Source organism: Erythrobacter sp. JB1-4, assembly GCF_057365025.1.
Genome location: NZ_CP200292.1, coordinates 1,554,972 through 1,575,610, shown reverse-complemented (window position 1 = coordinate 1,575,610; position 20,639 = coordinate 1,554,972). Strand labels below are relative to the sequence as shown.

The 20,639-nt window shown below is 56.8% G+C and carries 19 protein-coding genes; 6 read left to right on the top strand and 13 right to left on the bottom strand.

What is annotated here, in order from left to right; all coding sequences use genetic code 11:
- Nucleotides 1-17 precede the first annotated feature (17 nt).
- From AC0V61_RS07230 to AC0V61_RS07205, 6 genes are all read right to left on the bottom strand, one after another.
- Nucleotides 18-1,691, bottom strand: a complete 1,674-nt coding sequence (locus AC0V61_RS07230) for a long-chain-fatty-acid--CoA ligase (RefSeq protein WP_486156581.1) — start codon at nt 1,689-1,691, stop codon at nt 18-20.
- A gap of 124 nt (nt 1,692-1,815) precedes the next feature.
- Nucleotides 1,816-2,667: a cell cycle transcriptional regulator TrcR gene (locus AC0V61_RS07225; RefSeq protein ID WP_486156580.1), complete on the bottom strand. Its 852-nt coding sequence runs from the start codon at nt 2,665-2,667 to the stop codon at nt 1,816-1,818.
- 99 nt (nt 2,668-2,766) lie between these two features.
- Nucleotides 2,767-3,879 carry a glycosyltransferase family 4 protein gene (locus tag AC0V61_RS07220; RefSeq protein ID WP_486156579.1) on the bottom strand — a complete coding sequence of 371 codons (1,113 nt, stop codon included), beginning with the start codon at nt 3,877-3,879 and terminating at the stop codon, nt 2,767-2,769.
- Nucleotides 3,876-4,757: a UDP-2,3-diacylglucosamine diphosphatase gene (locus tag AC0V61_RS07215; RefSeq protein ID WP_486159485.1), complete on the bottom strand. Its 882-nt coding sequence runs from the start codon at nt 4,755-4,757 to the stop codon at nt 3,876-3,878. Before AC0V61_RS07215 ends, AC0V61_RS07220 begins: the two co-directional genes overlap by 4 nt.
- A 240-nt stretch (nt 4,758-4,997) precedes the next feature.
- Nucleotides 4,998-5,960, bottom strand: coding sequence for a glutathione S-transferase family protein (locus AC0V61_RS07210; RefSeq protein ID WP_486156578.1), 963 nt, complete (start codon nt 5,958-5,960; stop codon nt 4,998-5,000).
- The gene (locus AC0V61_RS07205; protein ID WP_486159483.1) at nt 5,957-6,940 is read right to left on the bottom strand and encodes an NAD(P)H-quinone oxidoreductase; all 984 of its coding nucleotides are present in this window, start codon (nt 6,938-6,940) and stop codon (nt 5,957-5,959) included. Before AC0V61_RS07205 ends, AC0V61_RS07210 begins: the two co-directional genes overlap by 4 nt.
- Before the next feature lie 198 nt (nt 6,941-7,138).
- On the opposite strand from AC0V61_RS07205, the gene AC0V61_RS07200 reads away from it, so the two are divergent.
- Together AC0V61_RS07200 and clpA are read left to right on the top strand one after the other, a co-directional pair.
- Nucleotides 7,139-7,342, top strand: a complete 204-nt coding sequence (locus AC0V61_RS07200) for a DUF1192 family protein (RefSeq protein WP_486156577.1) — start codon at nt 7,139-7,141, stop codon at nt 7,340-7,342.
- Nucleotides 7,343-7,455: 113 nt separating this feature from the next.
- On the top strand, nt 7,456-9,858 hold the full coding sequence (gene clpA, locus AC0V61_RS07195) for an ATP-dependent Clp protease ATP-binding subunit ClpA (RefSeq protein WP_486156576.1): 2,403 nt from the start codon (nt 7,456-7,458) through the stop codon (nt 9,856-9,858).
- A gap of 377 nt (nt 9,859-10,235) precedes the next feature.
- Here clpA and AC0V61_RS07190 read toward each other — a convergent pair whose 3' ends face one another.
- Nucleotides 10,236-11,582, bottom strand: coding sequence for a hypothetical protein (locus AC0V61_RS07190; RefSeq protein ID WP_486156575.1), 1,347 nt, complete (start codon nt 11,580-11,582; stop codon nt 10,236-10,238).
- A gap of 154 nt (nt 11,583-11,736) precedes the next feature.
- Between AC0V61_RS07190 and AC0V61_RS07185 the strand changes: the two genes are divergently transcribed.
- Together AC0V61_RS07185 and AC0V61_RS07180 are read left to right on the top strand one after the other, a co-directional pair.
- Nucleotides 11,737-13,830 carry a prolyl oligopeptidase family serine peptidase gene (locus AC0V61_RS07185; RefSeq protein WP_486156574.1) on the top strand — a complete coding sequence of 698 codons (2,094 nt, stop codon included), beginning with the start codon at nt 11,737-11,739 and terminating at the stop codon, nt 13,828-13,830.
- Between the two features lie 21 nt (nt 13,831-13,851).
- The gene (locus AC0V61_RS07180) at nt 13,852-14,898 is read left to right on the top strand and encodes a ligase-associated DNA damage response exonuclease (RefSeq protein ID WP_486156573.1); all 1,047 of its coding nucleotides are present in this window, start codon (nt 13,852-13,854) and stop codon (nt 14,896-14,898) included.
- 27 nt (nt 14,899-14,925) lie between these two features.
- On the opposite strand, the gene AC0V61_RS07175 is transcribed toward AC0V61_RS07180, so the two are convergent.
- Nucleotides 14,926-15,228 carry a hypothetical protein gene (locus AC0V61_RS07175; RefSeq protein WP_486156572.1) on the bottom strand — a complete coding sequence of 101 codons (303 nt, stop codon included), beginning with the start codon at nt 15,226-15,228 and terminating at the stop codon, nt 14,926-14,928.
- 95 nt (nt 15,229-15,323) lie between these two features.
- On the opposite strand from AC0V61_RS07175, the gene AC0V61_RS07170 reads away from it, so the two are divergent.
- Both AC0V61_RS07170 and AC0V61_RS07165 read left to right on the top strand, forming a co-directional pair.
- Nucleotides 15,324-16,919 carry a cisplatin damage response ATP-dependent DNA ligase gene (locus AC0V61_RS07170; protein WP_486156571.1) on the top strand — a complete coding sequence of 532 codons (1,596 nt, stop codon included), beginning with the start codon at nt 15,324-15,326 and terminating at the stop codon, nt 16,917-16,919.
- A gap of 51 nt (nt 16,920-16,970) precedes the next feature.
- The gene (locus AC0V61_RS07165; protein ID WP_486156570.1) at nt 16,971-17,483 is read left to right on the top strand and encodes a DUF1993 family protein; all 513 of its coding nucleotides are present in this window, start codon (nt 16,971-16,973) and stop codon (nt 17,481-17,483) included.
- A gap of 5 nt (nt 17,484-17,488) precedes the next feature.
- On the opposite strand, the gene AC0V61_RS07160 is transcribed toward AC0V61_RS07165, so the two are convergent.
- Genes AC0V61_RS07160 through hemB form a run of 5 tightly spaced genes read right to left on the bottom strand, consistent with a single transcriptional unit; the run spans nt 17,489 to nt 20,582 of the window.
- Entirely contained in the window at nt 17,489-17,881 is a 393-nt protein-coding gene (locus tag AC0V61_RS07160) for a VOC family protein (RefSeq protein WP_486156569.1), read from the bottom strand.
- 12 nt (nt 17,882-17,893) lie between these two features.
- Nucleotides 17,894-18,487 carry a gamma carbonic anhydrase family protein gene (locus tag AC0V61_RS07155; RefSeq protein ID WP_486156568.1) on the bottom strand — a complete coding sequence of 198 codons (594 nt, stop codon included), beginning with the start codon at nt 18,485-18,487 and terminating at the stop codon, nt 17,894-17,896.
- The gene (locus AC0V61_RS07150; protein ID WP_486156567.1) at nt 18,484-19,059 is read right to left on the bottom strand and encodes a GNAT family N-acetyltransferase; all 576 of its coding nucleotides are present in this window, start codon (nt 19,057-19,059) and stop codon (nt 18,484-18,486) included. Before AC0V61_RS07150 ends, AC0V61_RS07155 begins: the two co-directional genes overlap by 4 nt.
- The gene (locus AC0V61_RS07145; protein WP_486156566.1) at nt 19,034-19,594 is read right to left on the bottom strand and encodes a GNAT family N-acetyltransferase; all 561 of its coding nucleotides are present in this window, start codon (nt 19,592-19,594) and stop codon (nt 19,034-19,036) included. Before AC0V61_RS07145 ends, AC0V61_RS07150 begins: the two co-directional genes overlap by 26 nt.
- A complete protein-coding gene (gene hemB, locus AC0V61_RS07140; protein ID WP_486156565.1) occupies nt 19,587-20,582 on the bottom strand; it encodes a porphobilinogen synthase in 996 nt (331 codons plus the stop codon). The genes AC0V61_RS07145 and hemB overlap by 8 nt, the downstream gene beginning before the upstream one ends.
- Nucleotides 20,583-20,639: the final 57 nt, after the last annotated feature.

Here is a 20,639-nt window from a genome sequence, read left to right as displayed (position 1 = left end):
AAGCGCCTTTGCTCACCCTAAAGGACTTCTGCTCGCAGCGCCTTACGGTCGAGCTTACCGATGATGGTTTTGGGCAGGTCTTCCCGGATCACCACCTGATCAACCCGCTCATGCTTACCGATACGCTCGTTCAGCCACGCTTTGATGTCATCGCCGCTTGCATCAATTCCCGGTTCAAGCACCACAAAGGCGCGCGGTGCTTCGCCGCGATATTCATCGGGCACGCCGATGACGAGCACCTCTTTGACAGCCTCGTGTTTCATCACCGCTTCTTCGACGACACTTGGGAAAACCTTGAAGCCGGCGACCGCAATCATGTCCTTGATGCGATCCACGATGCTGAGAAAACCGTCTTCATCAACGACCGCGACATCGCCTGTTCGAAGATAGCGTTTGCCGCCGCGTTCCACGAACTCATCGGCATCAGTTTCGGGGCGTTGCCAATATCCGCGCATCACTTGGGGCCCGTAGAAGGCAAGCTCCCCCGGCTCGCCTTCTGCTGCGAGTTTGGCCGGGTCCTCTTTGTCGAGAAAAATGATTTCGGTGCCCGCAACAGGCTGTCCGATTGTGCCCTTTTTGCGCGTGCCAGCATAAGGATTGGCAGAAACAACGCCGGAACTTTCGGTGAGGCCGTAGCCCTCGACAAGGCGCACGCCGGTGACCTCTTCAAAGCGAGTATGAACCTGGGCAGGCATAGGCGCGCCGCCCGAAATGCAAACCTTGAGGGTCGAAAGATCGGTTTTGGTCAAGTCGGGGTGATCAAGCAGCGCCTGAAACATCGTCGGCACGCCCGGAAAGCCAGTGCAGCCAAGCTTTTCAATCGTCTCAAGCACTTGCTTCGCCTCAAAGCGCGGCACCATCGCAATCGAGCCGCCGCTCACCATGGCATGGTTCAAAAGCGAGGTGTTGGCGAAGACATGGAAGAACGGAAGCGCCCCCATAAAGACTTCCTTACGCGGCTCCCCAAAGGGATTGATTGCCGCTGTCTGCTGCGCGTTTTGGGAAAGCTGACTGTGTCCCAGCATCGCGCCTTTGGGCCGCCCGGTGGTGCCGCCGGTGTATTGGAGAAGGGCAAGGTCCTCGTGTGTGATGGTCGGCAAATCGGCACCGGCATCGCTCAACACATCTGCCCAAGCAACCGTATCAGAACCCCATTCGACCTTAGCGATTTGACTGCGCTTGAACAGGTTGAAGGCAATGCTCTTAACCAGGGGTAGCATGGACCCAAGAGAGCCAACGATAAGAGTTTCAAGCTGTGAGGAGGCGAGAACTTGGGCGGCTGTCTCATAAAGCTCGGGAACGTCCACAGTGACAAGCATCCGCGTGCCGCTGTCAGCAACCTGCCAGCTCAATTCCTCAACCGAATACAGCGGTGAGAAATTCACCACCACGGCGCCCGCCATCATGGCACCGTAATAAGCGCTCGCGTAAATCGGGACGTTGGGCAAAAACAGACCGACCCGGTCGCCAGGCTTGATACCCATGGCGATAAGGCCATTGGCAAACTTCAAAGCCTGCGCATGGATCACGCTATAGGAGAATGTACGGCCCATAAAGTGCAGAAACGGCGCATCCGGGTCATGCGTCACCGTGCGCTCAAGCATCGCGGGAAGCGTCAAAGGCTCAAACGTGGTCTCCCAAGGGGTGGGATGGTGATAAGCGACGTTATTAACATACATGTCAGTAGCCATAGTGATCCTATCGCACCGCGCAAGCGATATCGCCTCACTTCTGGTTTAGCCTTGCGCAAGGGGCACAAAAAAGGCGGCCTCGCATGCAAGCGGGCCGCCCTTTTGATTGAGAAGAGCTTTGTGATTAGCCGCCGATGTCGGTGCCTGATTCTGGCTCAGCTGGGCTCTTGACCGAATCTTCGCTCGGAGCTGTCTCTTCAGCCGGCGCTGCTTCCTCGGCAGGAGCGGCAAAAGCGGCTTCAGCATCGATCACTTCTTCCGCGCTTGCTTCTTCGGCAGCGCGTTTCTCGGCAAGCCAGGCCTCAGCTTCGGCCTCTTGTGCAGCTTGTGCCGCAGCCTTCTCATTGGCCGCCCGCTCAGCGCGAAGCTCTTCGATGAGCTTGTCCTTGTCAGAGCGCGTGTCGAGCGCCGCTTCATCCGCGACAGGTGCCTCTTCGGTGATACCTGCACGCTTTGCAGCTTTAGCGACCACCGCATCGAGTTCGCGCTGTGCACACAGGCCAAGCGTTACGGGATCTTTTGGCTGAATGTTCTGGATGTTCCAGTGCGAACGCTCACGAATGGCGCCGATGGTGTTGCGCGTTGTCCCGATCAGTTTGCCGATTTGCGCGTCGGAAATCTCAGGGTGATTGCGCAAAAGCCATGCGATACCATCCGGCTTATCCTGACGCTTAGAGACAGGTGTATATCGCGGGCCCTTAGTGCGGGTGACCTCGACCGGGGCCTTATGCATTTTAAGAGCATATTCTGGATCGTCCTCGCCAAGCTTGATCTCCTCAAGCGTCAGCTCACCGGCGTGCACCGGATCGCGGCCCGTGTATTTGCTGCCAGCCAGATCATCAGCCATCGCCTGGACTTCGAGAATGTGGATGCCGCAAAATTCGGCAATCTGCTCAAAGCCAAGACCCGTGTGATCGACCAGCCAAGTGGCTGTGGCATGCGGCATCAGCGGCTTTGGCTGTTCCTTGGTAGCCATTGGGGTGTCTCCGTTAGAAATAATAAGGGCCGCCCCTTAGGGAGCGGCCGTTGCACAGCATTAGATAGGCGATTGATGCGCCCGGGGCAAGGAATTGCTTTAGGGCCCGGCAGCCGCCTCGCCTTCTAACGCGGCAAGACCTGCGAGAAACTGCTCGCTCGCCGCTTCCCATGAATAGGTCGCGCCATATTCAGCGCAGACGCGGCGGTCACAATATCGCGCAGCATCAATCGCACGGGCAAGATTGTCGCCCAGCGCGCCGACCTTCTCTTCAACGATGTCGAGAGGGCCTGGCACCGGGAAAGCGGCAACCGGGGTGCCGCATGCTAGAGCCTCGATCATCACAAGGCCGAAAGTATCAGTTTTGCTCGGGAATACAAAGACATCAGCATGGGCGTAGAAGCTTGCAAGCTCTTCTCCCATACGCTTACCCATGAATTTGACGTGCGGATAACGCGCCTCAAGGCTGGCACGCGCGGGGCCATCGCCCACCACCACTTTGGCGCCAGGATAATCGCAATCGAGAAACGCCTCGATGTTCTTCTCAACCGCCACACGCCCGACGTATAAGAGGATAGGCCCTTTGACATCGTCATACTCCACCGGGCGCGGCGCACGTGGAGAAAAGCAGGCGAGATCTACCCCGCGGCTCCAATGAACAAGGTGAGCAAGGTTTTGCACGCGAAGCTGTTCGCGAATGGTCTGTGTTGCGACCATGATGTTTTGTGAAGGCCTGTGAAACCACCGGATGTATGGCCAAAAGACGCTCGCAGGAAGACGCGTGCGGCGGGCCAAATAATCCGGAAACTGGGTGTGATAAGCGGTGGTGAAGGGCACGCCCCGTTTGACGCAATAGCGCCTTGCGGCAAATCCAAGGGGCCCCTCGGTTGCAATGTGAACCGCGTCAGGGTTCATCTTCGCCAACCGCCTGCCCACCGCTCCCGGAGCTGTGAGGGCGAGCCGAATTTCCGGATAGCTGGGCGCGGGAATGCTGCGATATTGATCGGGTGAGATGACACTCACATCATGCCCCCATCCGCGCAGCACATCGCAGGTCTTTGAAAGGGTCCGCACCACGCCGTTAACCTGGGGGTGCCAGGCGTCTGTCACTATGACGATTGAGTGCGGCGGGCTCGGATTAAACGCGTGTGCAGCTTTGAGAGCGCCGGTTAATCCGCTTGGGCCAACCTCAATTGGGATGGGTGCATTCATGCAGCTTGCTTTTCTTTTGCTTGGGCTTTTGCTGACTTAAGCGGCTTTTCTTCAATCGGGCGCGCTGCGATCTCATCAGCCCAGTTGAGGATTTCCATGCGCCCGTCGTGATGCTCAACCAGAGCATTGCAGCCCTCTACCCAGTCGCCATCATTCCAATATTCAACCCGCTTGCCGTTAAATTCGAACTCACGCATTTCGGCGGTGTGGATGTGACCACACACAACTCCATCCACCCCGCGTTCGCCCGCCGCTTTGGCGACGATTTCTTCGTATTTGCCGATGAATTCGACCGCGTTTTTGACTTTGTGCTTAGCCGCTTTTGAAAGCGACCAATATGGCTTGCCCATCGCCTTGCGCACGGCATTGACCGCAAGGTTCAGGCGCATGGCGGCGTGATAAGCCCAGTCACCCACGAATGCGAGCCACCGCTGGGAAAGCATGACGGCATCAAACTCATCGCCGTGAAGCACCATCAAACGGCGGCCATCAGCGGTGTCGTGAAAGGCAACTCGGCGAATTTCAATGCCGCCAAAATTGAGACCTGAAAACTGGCGAAACATTTCGTCATGATTGCCGGGGATGTAGACAATCCTTGTGCCCCGCTTGGCACGTTTCAGCAGGCGCCAGACGATATCGTTATGCGCCGCGGGCCAATAAAACTTCTTTTTGAGCCGCCAGCCATCGATAATGTCGCCCACAAGATACAAGGTGTCGCTGTCATTGCGGTCGAGGAAATCGATCAGCATCTGCGCATTGCAGCCTTTGGTGCCGAGGTGAATGTCACTGATCCAAATCGTACGATACTGTGTGCGCTTGCCGCCTTCGGGTTCCGGTGTCTTGGGTGCATTGAGAGGAAAATTGGCGACATTGGCCATTTCCCTTGAAAGCGTACTTGGAGGAAGCTTGGACAGCAAAAAATCGTTCATGGTTCGTCCCTCGCAATCACAGTTTGCGTCGGGACTATTTAATGGACCGGCTTTGTTACGAACGATTCACAAGGGAATGACAGTTTGGAGAAAATTGAGCGAGTTGTGACACAGATGTTGCAATGCAACAGCTCAATTGTGCCAAATCTAGGTATTTGCGCGTAGCGTAGTCCGTGCGCGCATCGGCATTCAACCCATGGGCACAAACCGCTCAAGCTGCTCGATTCGATCAATCCACGCTTTGAGATGCGCAAGAGCACCAAGGTCAAATCCAGCCTCATCCGCGAGGTGCGTATAAGCGTATAGAGCGATGTCCGCGAGAGTCACCTCGTCCCCGCAAAGGAAGGCTTTGTTAGCAAGATCGCTATTCATCAGGTCAAGCGCCGCTTGCCCTCCGGCGCGTTTTGCAGGGATCATCGCGCGCTGTTCTTCTGAAAGCGCGTCTTCGCCCACAAAGCGCAACCAAAACCGCAAAGTCGCGACATTGGGTTCGTGCTGATATTGCTCAAAGAACATCCAGCGCAAGCAATCAGCCTCTGCAAAACGGTCATCCGGGATAAGGTGGGAGCCGGAGGCGAGATACCAGCACGCAGCATTGCTTTCAGGCAGAAAACGCGCCTCAGCGCCTTCACCAATCTGGAGGACAGGTATGCGGCCATTGGAATTCACGGTTTCCAGAAAATCCGGCGTCCGCGTCTCACCCTGAAGAATATCGTATTGCTTGGTCTCAAGCGGCAGACCCAACATCGCAGCGGTCAGTTTGATCTTGTAGCAATTGCCGCTTTTCGGATCCTCATGGAGCAAGAGGCGCGGCAGGCTTTCTTCCTGAACTGCATCGGGCAATGCTTCCAATTGCGCAAAACCTCGAAACGCGCCCACACGCGTCGGGAAGCGCAACAATCGCGGCTGTCCTACTGCGAGCCCGGCGCGCGACGACACGTCATATGGCTGCGAAAGGGTGGAGTTGGGATCGCTTGGCCAAAGGCAGTGGCGCCCCCACAGTTTCTCGCCCTCTGCCCCCTCCCACTCAGTACCGCGAGTGGCAGACCCCTGGTAAACCAAGTCCATGTCCTCCCACCGTTCTGCAGCGCGCCCTCTTCGAATTTCAACGAAGGCGTAATCGCCGGTGATCTGGAGGACGGGATAGCTCATGGGGAGACTTGTAACATGATCTTTCCGATATGGGCGCTCGATTCCATTCGTTCATGCGCCGATGCCGCCTCTGCCAGCGGGAAGGTTTGATCCATCACAGGGGCAAGCTCCCCGGAGGTGAAGAGCGGCCAAGCGTTGTTCGCGATCTCATCGGCCAAGGCGGCTTTAAAGGCATCAGAACGCGGGCGCAGGGTCGAACCGGTCAATGTCAAACGGCGCATCATCACCATTGGAATGAAAAGTTCGGCCTTGGCCCCGCCCAGAACAGCGATAGTTACGTGGCGTCCGTCTTCGGCAAGGCATTGCAGATTGCGCGGGACATAATCGCCAGAGACCATGTCGAGCACGATGTTGACGCCCTTGCCACCTGTGTGTGCTTTAACCGCTTCGACAAAATCCTCTTCGCGGTAATTGATCGCAAGATCTGCACCGAGCCCGCGCGCCGCCTCGCATTTTGCCTCATCTCCGCACGTTGTGATCACATTGAGATCGAACGCTTTGGCAAGCATAATCGCCATCGTGCCAATGCCGCTTGTGCCTCCGTGAACCAGCAAAGTTTCGCCATCGCGGGCCATCCCGCGTTCAAAAACATTGTGCCAGACGGTGAAAAGCGTCTCTGGCAAAGCGGCCGCCTGTTTCAAATCCATACCTTCAGGAAGCGCCAAGCAATGCTGCCAAGGCGCGGTGCAATATTCAGCATATCCACCGCCGGGAGTAAGCGCTGCAACGACACTACCGATAAGCTCGCGCGGGACCTCACGCCCAACAGCAACCACCTCGCCCGACACCTCCAGCCCCAGAATGGGTGATGCCCCTTTGGGCGCGGGATAATTGCCAGAGCGTTGGACACAATCAGGGCGATTGACCCCTGCAAAAGCCACTTTGATCAGGACATCAGATGGGCCCGGTGTGGGCACCTGCGTTTCTTCAAGCGCAAGGACGTGTGGTCCACCCGGCTTTTCAAAGCCAATCGCCTGCATTGTCACTGGTAATTCTGGCATAGCGGCCCCGACCATTCGCTGTTCCCCAAGCTCGATTGCATCGTGACGATGTAGCAGTGTTATCTGCGTCTTCATGGCACAAATGCGCCATAATCAATCGAACGCGTATTTTGCCTAGGGTAAATACCTGCCTTAGCCATTGACAGCAAGCCAGTGTGCGGGTGATGTTTGTAAACAATGGAAGACGGTGATCTACCGCGCCCCAAGGGCGATGCTGCTAGCAAATTGGCTAGCGAAGATCTTGCACCCTACTCTCAGGATGAATTGGCCGCGCGCGTTGAGCTTCTCGAAGCTGAAATTGCGCGAGTTCAAGTGCATAGTGAACGTGCCGCAAAACACCGAGCGGCAGCCGATGCTCTGTTTAAGAGTTCAGGATCATGATGCCTCATCGCCTCCGCCACCAATTTGGAGTCGTATTTTCAAACATCGGCCCCATATTGCTGTAAACCCCGCCTACCTCTCACTCCTTAGGGACACCCCCAAAGAGACCTCTCATGCCTAGTTTTGCTCAAAATTTAGAACGCACACTTCACAACGCGCTCGCCCACGCGTCGGAGCGTCGTCATGAATATGCGACTTTGGAGCATCTGCTCCTCGCGCTTATTGACGATGAAGATGGCGCAGCGGTTATGGGCGCATGCGGCGTGGATCTGGCTGAGCTTGGCGAGGTGGTGAAACAGTATCTCGATCAGGAATATCAGTCGCTTAAGACCGAAGAGGACGCCGATCCGCAGCCTACCGCCGGTTTTCAGCGGGTGATCCAGCGCGCGATTTTGCATGTGCAGTCCTCGGGTAAGGACACTGTGACAGGGGCCAATGTGCTGGTGGCGCTGTTCTCTGAGCGCGATTCTTACGCGGTCTATTTCCTCCAGCAACAGGATATGAGCCGCCTCGATGCCGTCAGCTATATCAGCCACGGCATTGGCAAAGGCGGACGCCAGATCGAATCGAACGCTGCTGGTGGGAGCGAAGACGCTGCACCCAATGAGGAGCAGGCTGCCAAAGAGGGCGGAAACAAGAAAGAAACCGCGCTTGATCAGTTTACCGTCAACCTCAACAAGAAGGCCGAAGACGGCAAGGTCGACCCGCTTATCGGGCGCGGGCCAGAGGTTGACCGTACGGTGCAAATCCTGTGCCGCCGTTCAAAAAACAACCCGCTTTATGTGGGTGACCCCGGTGTTGGCAAAACCGCTATCGCAGAGGGTCTTGCGCGCAAAATCGTTGAAGGCGACGTTCCCGAGGTGCTTGAGCCTGCGGTGATTTACTCGCTCGATATGGGCGCGTTGCTGGCTGGTACGCGGTATCGCGGCGACTTTGAAGAGCGTTTGAAGCAGGTTGTCACCGAGCTTGAAGCGATGCCGCACGCGATCCTGTTTATTGACGAAATTCACACCGTTATCGGTGCTGGCGCAACCAGCGGCGGGGCGATGGATGCCTCGAACCTGTTGAAGCCTGCGCTTTCAGGCGGCACGATCCGCTGCGTGGGATCGACCACGTACAAAGAATTCCGCAATCACTTCGAAAAAGACCGCGCATTGCTGCGACGTTTCCAAAAGATCGACGTGAACGAGCCCACGATTGAGGACACGATCAAAATCCTCAAAGGTCTGCGCAGTGCCTTCGAAGATCACCACAAGGTGAAATACACGCCCGATGCGCTGAAAACAGCCGTGGAGCTGTCCTCGCGCTACATCAACGACCGCAAATTGCCGGATAAGGCGATTGACGTGATCGACGAGGTGGGCGCGATGCAAATGCTGGTGCCGCCCAGCCGCCGGAAGAAGAAAATCACCGCGCGGGAGATTGAGCAAGTCATCGCGACCATGGCGCGCATCCCGCCAAAATCGGTCAGCAAGGACGATAAGAAAGCGCTCGAAAACCTCGACCGCGACTTGAAGCACGTTGTCTTTGGTCAGGATGAAGCGATTACGCGCCTTGCGACCGCGATGAAGCTGTCGCGCGCTGGCCTTCGTGATCCGGATAAGCCCATCGGCTCCTTCCTGTTCTCAGGTCCAACCGGTGTCGGTAAAACGGAAGTCGCACGTCAGCTTTCCTCGATCATGGGGATTGAGCTTAAACGCTTCGACATGTCCGAATATATGGAGCGTCACTCGGTCAGTCGCTTGATCGGTGCGCCTCCGGGCTATGTTGGTTATGATCAGGGCGGTCTGTTGACTGACGCCGTTGATCAAAACCCGCACTGTGTGCTGCTTCTCGACGAGATTGAGAAAGCGCACCCGGATCTGTTCAACATCCTGCTCCAGGTTATGGACAATGGCCGCCTCACCGATCACCACGGTAAGACGGTTGATTTCCGCAATGTCGTGCTCATCATGACCACCAATGCAGGCGCTGCCGATATGGCGAAAAGCGGCATTGGCTTCGGCGATGTATCCAAAGAGGATGCGGGCACTGAGGCCGTGAACAAAATGTTCACGCCTGAATTCCGCAACCGTTTGGACGCGATTGTGCCGTTTGCCTACCTTGGTAAAGAGACCGTCGCCCGCGTCGTCGACAAATTCATCCTCGAGCTTGAGCTTCAGTTGGCCGAACAAAACGTTCACATCCAATTCGATAGCGATGCACGCGGTTGGCTTGCGGATAAAGGCTATGACCGTCTTTATGGTGCGCGCCCAATGGGCCGCCTTATCCAAGACAAGATCAAACAGCCGCTCGCTGAAGAGCTTTTGTTTGGTAAGCTTGCCGATGGCGGCGAGGTGTCGGTGACGATGAAGGACGGAAAACCCGCCTTTGAACTCAGTCCAGCAGCGCCCAAGGCGAAACCCAAGCCGAAGCCAAGGCGCAAGCCTGCGGCGAAGAAAGCGGCGCCAAAAAAGGATGATCCCCAAAAGGATGATCCCAAGCCAGAGGCATCAGGCTCAGACGCAAACGGTTGATCGGACAAAGAAAAACGCGGATTGGTGGCTGCCAATCCGCGTTTTCTTAGTTGAAGAGATATCCTCTTTCGCCCCGTGAGGCGCAGGGGATGATATCAATCGAAATATGGCCGAGGCAGGCCGCGCCGTTTGATTTCATCCAAATAGTTCTGCCGGCCACTTCCAGCATTGACTGGGTCGCTCATCTTCAGAGCCAACTCGTAACGTCCTCTAGATGTCATTATCCAGATTCCCCTTCTTGGCCAAACCCCATCAGGTCGGAGCAAGGTTTCGTGACATACATACCTGATGTGTGAGGACTAACCGGTGGTCGCCCCGTTGTCAAACGAAATGTAAGATTACGTGAGATACAGGCCATACCTCACGATTTGTTAGTTTTACGGCGCGGCTTCCGCCCCAAAACTCAAAAGCGTCGAGGCCACCGCTCGGCGATTGGCCTCAAGCCGCTCCACCACATCGAAAAGGCTGGGTAACCCCTCAGCACCAAACAAAGCAGACTTGCTGGATTTAAGCTCAGGCTCTTTGCGCAGGTAAGCCGCCAGAGCGAGAGCTGCATCCTCTTTCATTTGAACAGCCTCCATCGCGCATTTTACCGCATCATCGACGAGACCAGCTTGCGGACCGCTTACATCAGCCAAGCTTTGTTGAAAGCGCTCGATCAAAAGGTCATCGACTGATCCCCCTTCGTGGGGTTCGACGACTAATCCCTCTTTTCTACTGCCTAGCCTTGCAGCGACCACTTCGCGGTCGAGATCCCTATCCCTGGTAAACGTATCACGCACAGCATCTTGGAATGAAAGGGCGATGTTGGTCACTGGACCCTCATATCGCGAGAGGTAAGAGCGCGTTACAGGGCTTGCCAATCGCGTAAACTCCAAGCTCAGCATCGGATCGCCATATTCAAGTTCAACCGTCTCACGCCCAGAATTTATGATCATGGCCATGAGGGGTCCGCGAAAGCCGGGGTCCCCTTGAAACCCATGCAAAACCTGAAGTCCGCGCAGCGCGTTTTGTGTCCTCTGGCCGATCCGGACTATACAGTCCAAGTCGAGTTCAAGTATCTGTTTTCCAATGACATAAACACAGTCACCAGGCTCGAGTGTGCATTGCCTTGAAAGGATGATGTCGCATGTGTTTTCTTCGCCAAAAACGTACATGTTCGACAACAACTCAGCATGATCGATATCTTGTTGGTCAAGCAACCCGGTGTCTATCTTGGCCATGATGAACTTGCACCAGTCGTCACGGGTCAACTCACCAAAGCCGTCTTTAACGAACCAGCCACACGGGTAATCCACCGAGGCAAGTTGTATGGCATTGGGATCAAACGGAATAAGCTTCGTTGCCCCATCGCTTGATCCCAAAACGGTGCGCAGATCCTCTTCACTAAGAACACCAATGCCAAAAGGGCTCGCAAAAGCATTTCGCCCATTTTTCTCCTGGATCGATCCCGCAGCGGTCGCGGGGGAGAGCGCGGTATCTTTGAGCACCTTATCAGACCGCCAAAAGTCGAAAGTGCCGCCAAAAAGAAGGGACAGTCTGTTTGCCAATGTCGATGGGATTTTGCGCGGGTTTGCGCTCGTGAGATTATAGAGCACGGGAGGATTTACGCCCAAGAGGTCTGCTGCCTCTTGTATCTTTAAACCGCGCGTCTCGATCTCACGCTTAAGGATTTCGTGCGGCGTGACGAAAACTTGCCCATCAGTTTGAGTCGCTGAATTCATGCCACTACTCCCTGTTGAGTTTCGAATTTACGCATTTTGTTAGATTAACGTCAAGGACCTAACGTTGTGTTGAGGCGCTGATCTCTGCTGCAGGCTGGACTTGGACGCAGAAACTGGCATTGATCGCCTGAAGACATTCGATCTGGAGCCTACAATGACCCCAACCAAATTCGCTCTCAAAGCCCTTTGCGCAGTGAGCGCCTTTGCTCTTACGATGCCCCTCGCAGCGCCATTGTCCGCTGATGACCACGCAAAAGAGGCGGCCGGCCCCGAAAAACACTTCACCGGTGACGATATCTTCGGGCTTTCCGTCGCAGCAGACCCACAGATAAGCCCTGATGGCTCACAAATCGCTTATGTCCGGCGCACCAACGACATTATGACCGACCGTGCGGTTTCCTCGATCTGGCTCATCAATGTGGCCAGCGGTGATGAGACACCGCTTGTGACAGGGGCCGGTTCGCATGTGTCGCCGCGCTGGTCCCCTGATGGCGATCGGCTGGCTTATATCTCCACCCAAAGCGGCGGCGGGCCGGAATTGCATGTGCGCTGGATGGATAGCGGGCAAAGCGCCAATATCACCGCTCTTGCCGAAGGTCCTGGTGGGATCGAGTGGTCCCCTGATGGCACACAGATAGCGTACACCGCCCGCGTTGCTGGCAAAGGCCTCACGCTTGGCAAAACGCCGGCAAAGCCCGAGGGCGCTGAATGGGGCAAGCCGCTCCAAGTGATCGATCGGCTCGTCTACCGCCGCGATGGTGGGTCTTATGTAAAGCCTGGCACCACGCAGCTTTTCGTTGTGAGCGCAACGGGAGGAGCACCGCGTCAGCTCACCTTTGGCGAATATAGCAATGGCGGATCGGTCGAGTGGTCGCCCGATGGATCGAAGCTCTATTTCTCTGCCAATCGCCGTGAAGACTGGGAGCTTCAGATTTTTGGAAGCGAGATATACGCGCTTGATGTGGGAAGCGGGGAGATATCAGCACTGACCTCGCGCGAGGGCCCGGATGGAAGCCCAAAGGTGTCGCCCGATGGCTCAAGGATCGCCTATCTTGGCTTCGATGATCAAGGCAATGCGTTTGATCAGACAAATCTGTATGTCATGAACGCCGATGGTTCGGGCTCGCGCCAACTGGTTGCCGGATTTGACCGGAGCTTTGACGGTCTCGAATGGACCGATGCTGGCCTGTTTGCGAGTTACGAGGATGACGGCGAACACCGCGTTGCCCGCATCGGGCTCAATGCCAGCGCGCCCAGCCCATTAGAGGCCCGTGTTGGCAGCGGCTATTACGCCCTGCCCTACACAGGCGGCCAATGGTCGGTGAGCGACAATGGCAACCTCGCCTTCACCACACAAAGCTCTGTTGCACCGCCTGATGTGGGCGTTCAAACGCGTCGCGGTATTCGCACCCTTACATCGCTGAACGCGGTCAGCCTTAGCGGCAAGGAAATGGGGCAGACGCGCGAGCTTAGCGTCACCATGGAAGATGGCACGGTCATCCCTGCGTGGATCATGCTGCCCCCCGGTTACAAGGCGGGAGAAAAGGTCCCCACCATCCTTGAGATGCACGGCGGGCCTTATGCGGCCTATGGCCCGGAATTCTCGGTCGACTATCAGCTTTACGGCGCGGCCGGATATGCGGTGGTGTTCTCCAACCCCGGCGGCTCAACCGGCTATGGCGAGGAATTTGCCGACCGGATCGAGGACAATTACCCGATCAGCAATATCCCCGAGCTCATGGCCGTGGTTGATGCAGCGATTGCGCAAGGCTTCTCGGATGAGGAGAACCTGTTTGTAACAGGCGGTTCGGGCGGCGGCATCCTCACCGCTTATGTGGTCGGAAAAACGGACCGGTTTAAAGCGGCAGCGGCCCACAAGCCCGTCATCAACTGGGTGAGCCAAGGGCTGATGTCAGACCTTCCCACTCTGATCCCGCGCTATTGGCTCGGCGGTCTTCCTTGGGAGAAGCCAGAGGAATATTGGGAGCGCGGTCCTTTGAGCAATATGGCCAATGTCACCACGCCGACGCTGGTTTTGGTGGGCGCCGAGGATTACCGCACACCGCGCAGTGAGGCCGAGCAGTTTTATGCAGCGCTTAAACTGGTGGGTGTGGACACAGCGCTCGTCGTGACGCCCGATTCCAGCCACAACAACCTCTCGCAAAGCCCTAGCCAACAGGCCGCGCGCACCGCGAGCGTAATCGCGTGGTTTGATAAGTACCGCGACGGGGGCGAAAGCGAAGAGTGATCGGAACTCAAGGGCGCGCTGATGGGTTTCTCAACCGATGAACGCGCCTTTTCCTGGATCAAGCCTCACCCATGGGGCGTGGAAGTCGTCCCTGCGGGCGCTTTCATCGACCCCTCGCGCGCGGTTGATAAAGCGCTTGTGACCCATGGCCACGCCGACCACGCGCGTGGCGGGCATGGGGAGACGATTGCGACCCCTGAAACGCTTGCGATTATGGAATTGCGATATCGCACTGGCGCAGCCGATGATGCTGGCCAAATTCCGCATCAGGCGGTTCCAGTGGAGTATGGTGAAACCATTCGCCTTCCCGGCGGTGTCGATGCGACCTATGTGCCAGCAGGTCATGTGTTGGGCTCGGCGCAGATATTGTTGGAGCACGCTGGTGAGCGGGTGGTCATCACTGGCGATTATAAGCGCACACCTGACCCCTCCTGCGCGCCCTTCGAAGTCACGCCTTGCGATGTCTTTATCACTGAGGCGACTTTTGGTCTTCCCGTCTTCACTCACCCTCCGATTGCGGACGAGATGGCGAAACTGCTAGCCGCGCTGGAGGGAAATCCAGAAGGCTCCGTTCTCGTAGGCGCCTACGCGCTTGGTAAGGCACAGCGGGTGATCGCGGAGCTTCGTGCAGCAGGGCATCATGCCCCCATCTATCTCCACGGCGCGATGGAGAAGATGTGCCGCCTTTATGAAGAGCACGGCGTGGATTTGGGTGAGCTGCACCTTGTCGCTGATCACACCAAAGAGGAGATGGAAGGTGCGATTATCATTGCCCCGCCCTCTGCTCTTAATGACAGGTGGTCGCGGCGCCTCCCTTCACCCATCACGGCCATGGCATCTGGTTGGATGCGGGTGCGCGGGCGCGCGCGCCAAAGGGGCGTCGAATTGCCGCTGATCATTTCCGATCATGCCGATTGGAACGAGCTCACCGAGACAATCAAGGAGGTGAACCCAGCGCAGACGTGGATCACCCACGGCCGCGAAGAGGCACTATTGAGATGGTGCGAACTAAACCAGCGCCGCGCGCGGGCGCTGGCTCTTATCGGCAGAGAGGAAGAGGATGACTAGGTCACCCCCTCCCAACCAAAGGATGCATCAAAGAGCGGCAAGGTCCGCTTTGATCTTATCGAGAGTGTCAGTCGTAATTGCACCGTTCGACATGGGTTGGACCTGCGGCAAGGTCATGGTTTTGAACTGGCCATAAAAAGGGTGCTGATCGAGCGGACCCAGATGTTTCACAACGACCGCTTTCGCCGCAGCGTTGGCCATCAGCGCCTCAATTGGACTGTCGATCGTGAGCTTGGCCGCAGCCTCCGCATGGTCATCAGCGAGAGCTGGCGTCGCATAAAGAGTAAGTACAGGCGCAATAGCCAGAGCGGCGGCGTGAAGCATTTTCATCGAATAAGTCTCCTAGAATGGGCGCTTGGCGCTCCTTTGGCACATTCCTTCAAGGCTTGCACATGTCCCTTCGATGAAGAGGTCTCATTGGGCCGATGAAAGCCTTTGCCACCCTTCTCGATACGCTTGTCTACACCACCAGCCGCAATCGCAAGCTGGCGCTGATTGCAGAATACTTGCGTGAGACACCTGACCCGGACCGTGGTTGGGCCTTGGGCGCGCTGACGGGAGAGCTGGACTTTCCCGGCGTCAAAAGCTCCACGATCCGCAATCTCATGAAAGACCGGGTGGATCCGCTGTTGTGGAGCCTGAGCCGCGACTTTGTGGGTGATACAGCGGAAACGGCAAGCTTGTTGTGGCCGCAAGACGTCTCTCCCGATGAAAACCCACCAAGCGTCAGCGAAGTTGTAGAGTTTCTCTCAGGGCTCAATCGCAATACAGCGTTGAAAGAATTACCAAAACTGCTCGACCGTCTTGACGCCAACGGTCGCTTTGCACTGATCAAGCTTGCGACCGGGGGTATGCGCATTGGCGTCTCGGCAAGGCTTGCCAAGACGGCATTTTCTCAAGCCTTTGACGTCAATGTCGATGAGGTCGAGGAATATTGGCACGCATTGGAGCCGCCCTATTCAGAGCTATTTGCATGGGGGGCGCATGGAGCTGATCCCCCTGACGTGTCGGGCCGCCCCATGTTTCGCCCCTTTATGCTCGCGCACCCGCTTGAGGAAATGCAAGTCGATCTCAAGGACTACGCCGCTGAGTGGAAATGGGATGGCATCCGTGTGCAACTGGTGCGGGTTTCGGGCGAAACGCGGCTCTATTCGCGCTCTGGCGACGATATTTCGGCGACTTTCCCGGAATTGCTCGATGTCTTACCGATCGACGCAGTGCTCGATGGTGAGCTTTTGGTGCGCGGTGCCACTCAGGGCGGGGAAGCGGGTGGTGCTGCGAGTTTTAACGCACTCCAGCAGCGTTTGGGGCGAAAGACTGTATCCAAGAAAATGCTCGCCGAGGCACCGGCCTTTGTACGCCTTTACGATGCTTTGATCGTCGAGGGCGAAGACCTGCGCGAAAAGGGTTGGGAAGAGCGTCGCAAATCGCTTGAGGCATTGATGCCAAAGCTGCCTTCCTCCCATTTTGATATCTCGGCGCTCGTGGAAGCACGCGATTTTGAGCACCTTGTCGAAATCCGCGAGGGTGCGCGCGATGACGCCATTGAGGGTTTGATGCTCAAGCGCCGCGACGCGCCTTACATTGCGGGGCGCAAAGTGGGCCTGTGGTACAAATGGAAGCGCGATCCGCTTCTGATCGACTGTGTGCTGATGTATGCGCAGCGCGGGAGCGGGCGGCGGTCGAGCTTCTATTCCGATTACACCTTCGGCTGCTGGGATGGTGATCCCGATACGGGCGCAGAGCTGCTTCCCGTGGGCAAGGCCTATTCCGGTTTCACCGATGCAGAGCTCAAAAAACTCGACAAGCTGGTGCGCCAGACCACGCTCAACCGCTTTGGGCCGGTCCGCGAGGTGGAGCGAGCCTTGGTGTTCGAAGTCGCCTTTGACAGCGTGCATTCCTCCAAACGGCATAAGTCAGGCCTCGCCATGCGTTTCCCGCGCATTCACCGCATCAGATGGGACAAACCGGTGCATGAAGCGGACCGGATTGAGGCACTAAGGGCGCTGATCAGAGATTAGGTTGGCACCCCGCGCAAAGGCGTTATGGATGGTCTCAAGGAGAGAATTTCCATGAACCTTTACGACCAATCCGTTGCAACCTACCGCTCGCGTTTGGGCACTTTGAGCGCGATGCTCGCAAAAGCCGAAGCGCACGAGGCTGGAGAGGCGCTGCTTCAGGTGAAACTTGCCGACGACATGCACCCTTTGGCGACCCAGATTAAGTTCGTGACCAATATTCCGGGTGACACAGCAAAACGGCTCGGTGTTGCAGAAAACGACTGGAGCATGGAGCCGCCTGCCACTTTTGCTGAAGCTAAGGCGTTGATCGCGCAAACATCTGAGATGCTTGATGGAATTTCCGCAGAGGATATGCCCTCACCCGACAGCCGCATGGAGTTTTCGCTTGGCGATGGCGCGTACAACTTTGAGATGAGCGCTGAGGAATATGTGCGCGAGTTCTCGCTCCCCAACTTCTATTTCCACCTCTCCATGGCCTATGCGATTTTGCGGATGCAGGGCCTGGAGATCGGTAAGGCCGATTTCATCCCGCACATGATGCAATACTTCAAAGCGCCAAGCTAAGCGCCCTAGTCTTCCTGCTTAACCGTGGTGACAAAGCCCATTTTGTTGCCTTCGGGATCGCGGGCGTAAGCACCGTAAAAGTCAGGACCGTAAAGCGGCCTTGGACCCGGTGCGCCCTCGTCGCTGCCGCCGTTTGCAAGAGCGGCGGCATGCGCTGCATCGACAGCCTCGGGTGTGGCGGCGAAAAGGCCGGCAGTGTGCCCATTGCCGCATGAGGCCGCTTCGCCATTTTGCGGCTTGGTCACCCAGACCATAAACCCATCGGGGAATTTGTAAGCGAAGGTCATCGCTTCATATTCAAACGCGAATTTGGCTCCCAGCGCCTCCATCACGGGGTCATAGTATTTGCGCGAGCGCTCCAGATCGTTGGACCCCAGCGTGATATACATCTGTGTCATCGCGTTTGCTCCTCAATCACCTATTGCCCCATTGAACGCGGCCGCCACAGCCTCGGCGTGGTGTTTGGCGTTTTCGGTGTAGTGCGCAACGCCCATTTGCATGCCGGCAATGGCAGGCTCAGGAAGCTCGCGCATCAATTTCGCAGGGCGGCCTGCCCAAAGCTCGCGCTCGCCCATAACTTTGCGTTCGGTAAGCATCGCGCCCGCGCCCAGCATAGCGTCTGAGGCGATGACGGATTGGTTCATGGCAATCGCGCCGAGCCCCACAAAGCCGCGGTCATGAATGGTGCAGCCGTGGACCATCGCCATATGGCCGATCAGAACATCGTCACCAATGATCAGAGGACAGCCGTCCTCAGTGCCCGGTTTTGGTCCATCGCAGTGAAGAACGCTGCCGTCTTGAACATTGGTACGCTCTCCGATCCGGATCGTCGATACATCAGCGCGAAGGACGCAATTGTACCAGATCGAGCTTTCCGCGCCGATTTCGACATCACCGATGATGGTGCAACCGGGCGCGATAAACGCGGTTTCGTGGATCTTGGGAGACTTCCCATTGATCGGGATAATGTTCACGCCCGGATATGAAGGAGCAGATGTGGTCATTGGCTTTGTTCCCATTGGGCTTTTGTGAGTGAATACTGGATGAGAAGTTCGCTTGTGCCCGCCGATTGATCATCGGTAAAGTCCAGGGTCTTGCGCCGCTCCATGCCCAGCTTCTCCATCAGCTTCCAGCTACCGATATTCGGCTCATTGGTGATCGCGGCCACATGCGGTGCATCCACGCGGCCAAATGCCCAATCGATCACTGCGCGCATCGCCTCATAGGCATAGCCGCGCCGCCAGCGGTCCTCGCGGATCAACCAGCCAATTTCGTGGTCGCCTTGATTGGGAGCGTTGGGATGATCGACCCGCTTGATCCCGGCATGGCCGACAAGATCGCCCGTCGCCTTCTCAACCAGCATCAGAAAGGAAAAACCCTCGCGCGCATAAAGCTGCATGGCTTTGGCGTGTTTTGCCTCGATCTCGTGGAGCTCTTTTACCCCGCCCAAATGCTCCATAACTGCAGCAGTGTTGAGGTATCGGTCTTGCAGCGGCGCGTCACCTTCGTCGATAGTGCGCAAGATCAACCGCTGCGTTTCCAGAATGATATCAGTCACCCCGCGCGAACCACTCATCCTTTGTGATCGAATAGACGATGACAGTGCCATAGTCCTGCGACCACATGGTTTCTGCAAAATCGAGATCAGGGCGCCGGGTCATGCCAAATCGCTTCATGAGGCCCCAACTGCCTGTATTACCCTCAAACGTCATCGCGATGGTTTCATCTGCCCCAAAGTGATCGAAGGCGAGGTTGAATGTCGCGGTCGCTGCCTCCTTGGCGTAGCCCCGCCCCCAAGCATCTTCGCGAAGCCGCCAGCCGGCCTCCATCATGCCAAAGGGGCCGTTCTCATCAGTGCAGCGCTTGAGGCCGCAAAAGCCAAGCACGGCCCCGTCCTTTTTGCGGATCACCGGCCAGAATGTGTGGCCATGGTCTGCTTGATACTTCTCGAGCCTCGCCCGCGCACCCGCTCTGCCCTCTTCATCCAAAACCCCGCCAAGCCATTCCATGACCGCAGGCGTATTGGTGCCTTCCCAAAACGGTGCCCAATCTTCCTCGCGCCAATCGCGCAGGATCAACCGCTCGGTCTCATGGTAGAAAAGGTCAGCCATTAAGGAGACGCGCAGCCAGCGGTGCGTGATAGGTCAGAACACCGCTCACTCCAGCACGTTTGAACGCAAGCAGCTTTTCCATGAGGAGCGCGTCACGGTCGCCCGCGCCAACCGATTGTGCAGCTTCAAGCATCGCATATTCCCCGCTCACCTGATAGGCGAACACGGGGACGCTGAACTGCTCGCGCACACGGTAGATGATATCGAGATAGGCGAGCCCAGGTTTCACCATCACGCTGTCTGCGCCCTCGGCGATATCCATTCCCACCTCTCGCAATGCTTCATCGCTGTTTGCCGGGTCCATTTGATAGGTCTTTTTGTCGCCTTTGAGGAGGCCGCCCGAGCCAACGGCATCGCGGAAAGGTCCATAAAAGGCTGAAGCGTATTTGGCAGCGTAGCTCATGATCTGAACATTGGGGTGACTGTTCATCTCAAGCGCCATGCGGATAGCGTGAATGCGCCCATCCATCATGTCGGACGGGGCAATGATATCAGCGCCTGCCTCCGCCTGATTGAGCGCTTGATCGACAAGCACCGCAACCGTGTCATCGTTAAGGACATAGCCTGCATCATCGATTAGACCGTCTTGCCCATGGCTGGTGTAAGGGTCGAGCGCTACGTCCGTCAGCACGCCTACATCATCGCCGCAGGCGTCTTTGACCGCGCGGATCGCGCGGCACATAAGGTTATCGGGGTTATACGCCTCGGCCCCGTCTTCGGACCGGCGGTCTGGCTGAGTGTTGGGGAACAATGCAATCACGGGAATGCCCAGAGCCACGGCTTCTTTGGCCTGCTTCACAATTCCGTCAACCGACCAGCGCGAGACACCGGGAAGCGAACCGATGGGGTCCTCAACACCGTCACCTTCAGTCACAAACATCGGCCAAATGAGGTCGGCGGGCGTAATCAAGTGCTCACGGTGGAGCGCACGGGACCAAGCCGAGGCTCGGGTGCGGCGAAGGCGGGTGTTGGGATAGCTTGCTGTCATGGGCGCAAGGTCTGCCCGAATTTGAAAGCGCAATCAACGCATGTTGACAATGGTTGC

What these genes read in the sequence shown, in the direction of transcription:
- AC0V61_RS07230 (WP_486156581.1), bottom strand. Translation starts at nt 1,691, where the DNA reads ATGGCTACTGACATGTATGTTAATAACGTCGCTTATCACCATCCCACC.
- AC0V61_RS07225 (WP_486156580.1), bottom strand. Translation starts at nt 2,667, where the DNA reads ATGGCTACCAAGGAACAGCCAAAGCCGCTGATGCCGCATGCCACAGCC.
- AC0V61_RS07220 (WP_486156579.1), bottom strand. Translation starts at nt 3,879, where the DNA reads ATGAATGCACCCATCCCAATTGAGGTTGGCCCAAGCGGATTAACCGGC.
- AC0V61_RS07215 (WP_486159485.1), bottom strand. Translation starts at nt 4,757, where the DNA reads ATGGCCAATGTCGCCAATTTTCCTCTCAATGCACCCAAGACACCGGAA.
- AC0V61_RS07210 (WP_486156578.1), bottom strand. Translation starts at nt 5,960, where the DNA reads ATGAGCTATCCCGTCCTCCAGATCACCGGCGATTACGCCTTCGTTGAA.
- AC0V61_RS07205 (WP_486159483.1), bottom strand. Translation starts at nt 6,940, where the DNA reads ATGCAGGCGATTGGCTTTGAAAAGCCGGGTGGACCACACGTCCTTGCG.
- AC0V61_RS07200 (WP_486156577.1), top strand. Translation starts at nt 7,139, where the DNA reads ATGGAAGACGGTGATCTACCGCGCCCCAAGGGCGATGCTGCTAGCAAA.
- clpA (WP_486156576.1), top strand. Translation starts at nt 7,456, where the DNA reads ATGCCTAGTTTTGCTCAAAATTTAGAACGCACACTTCACAACGCGCTC.
- AC0V61_RS07190 (WP_486156575.1), bottom strand. Translation starts at nt 11,582, where the DNA reads ATGAATTCAGCGACTCAAACTGATGGGCAAGTTTTCGTCACGCCGCAC.
- AC0V61_RS07185 (WP_486156574.1), top strand. Translation starts at nt 11,737, where the DNA reads ATGACCCCAACCAAATTCGCTCTCAAAGCCCTTTGCGCAGTGAGCGCC.
- AC0V61_RS07180 (WP_486156573.1), top strand. Translation starts at nt 13,852, where the DNA reads ATGGGTTTCTCAACCGATGAACGCGCCTTTTCCTGGATCAAGCCTCAC.
- AC0V61_RS07175 (WP_486156572.1), bottom strand. Translation starts at nt 15,228, where the DNA reads ATGAAAATGCTTCACGCCGCCGCTCTGGCTATTGCGCCTGTACTTACT.
- AC0V61_RS07170 (WP_486156571.1), top strand. Translation starts at nt 15,324, where the DNA reads ATGAAAGCCTTTGCCACCCTTCTCGATACGCTTGTCTACACCACCAGC.
- AC0V61_RS07165 (WP_486156570.1), top strand. Translation starts at nt 16,971, where the DNA reads ATGAACCTTTACGACCAATCCGTTGCAACCTACCGCTCGCGTTTGGGC.
- AC0V61_RS07160 (WP_486156569.1), bottom strand. Translation starts at nt 17,881, where the DNA reads ATGACACAGATGTATATCACGCTGGGGTCCAACGATCTGGAGCGCTCG.
- AC0V61_RS07155 (WP_486156568.1), bottom strand. Translation starts at nt 18,487, where the DNA reads ATGACCACATCTGCTCCTTCATATCCGGGCGTGAACATTATCCCGATC.
- AC0V61_RS07150 (WP_486156567.1), bottom strand. Translation starts at nt 19,059, where the DNA reads ATGAGTGGTTCGCGCGGGGTGACTGATATCATTCTGGAAACGCAGCGG.
- AC0V61_RS07145 (WP_486156566.1), bottom strand. Translation starts at nt 19,594, where the DNA reads ATGGCTGACCTTTTCTACCATGAGACCGAGCGGTTGATCCTGCGCGAT.
- hemB (WP_486156565.1), bottom strand. Translation starts at nt 20,582, where the DNA reads ATGACAGCAAGCTATCCCAACACCCGCCTTCGCCGCACCCGAGCCTCG.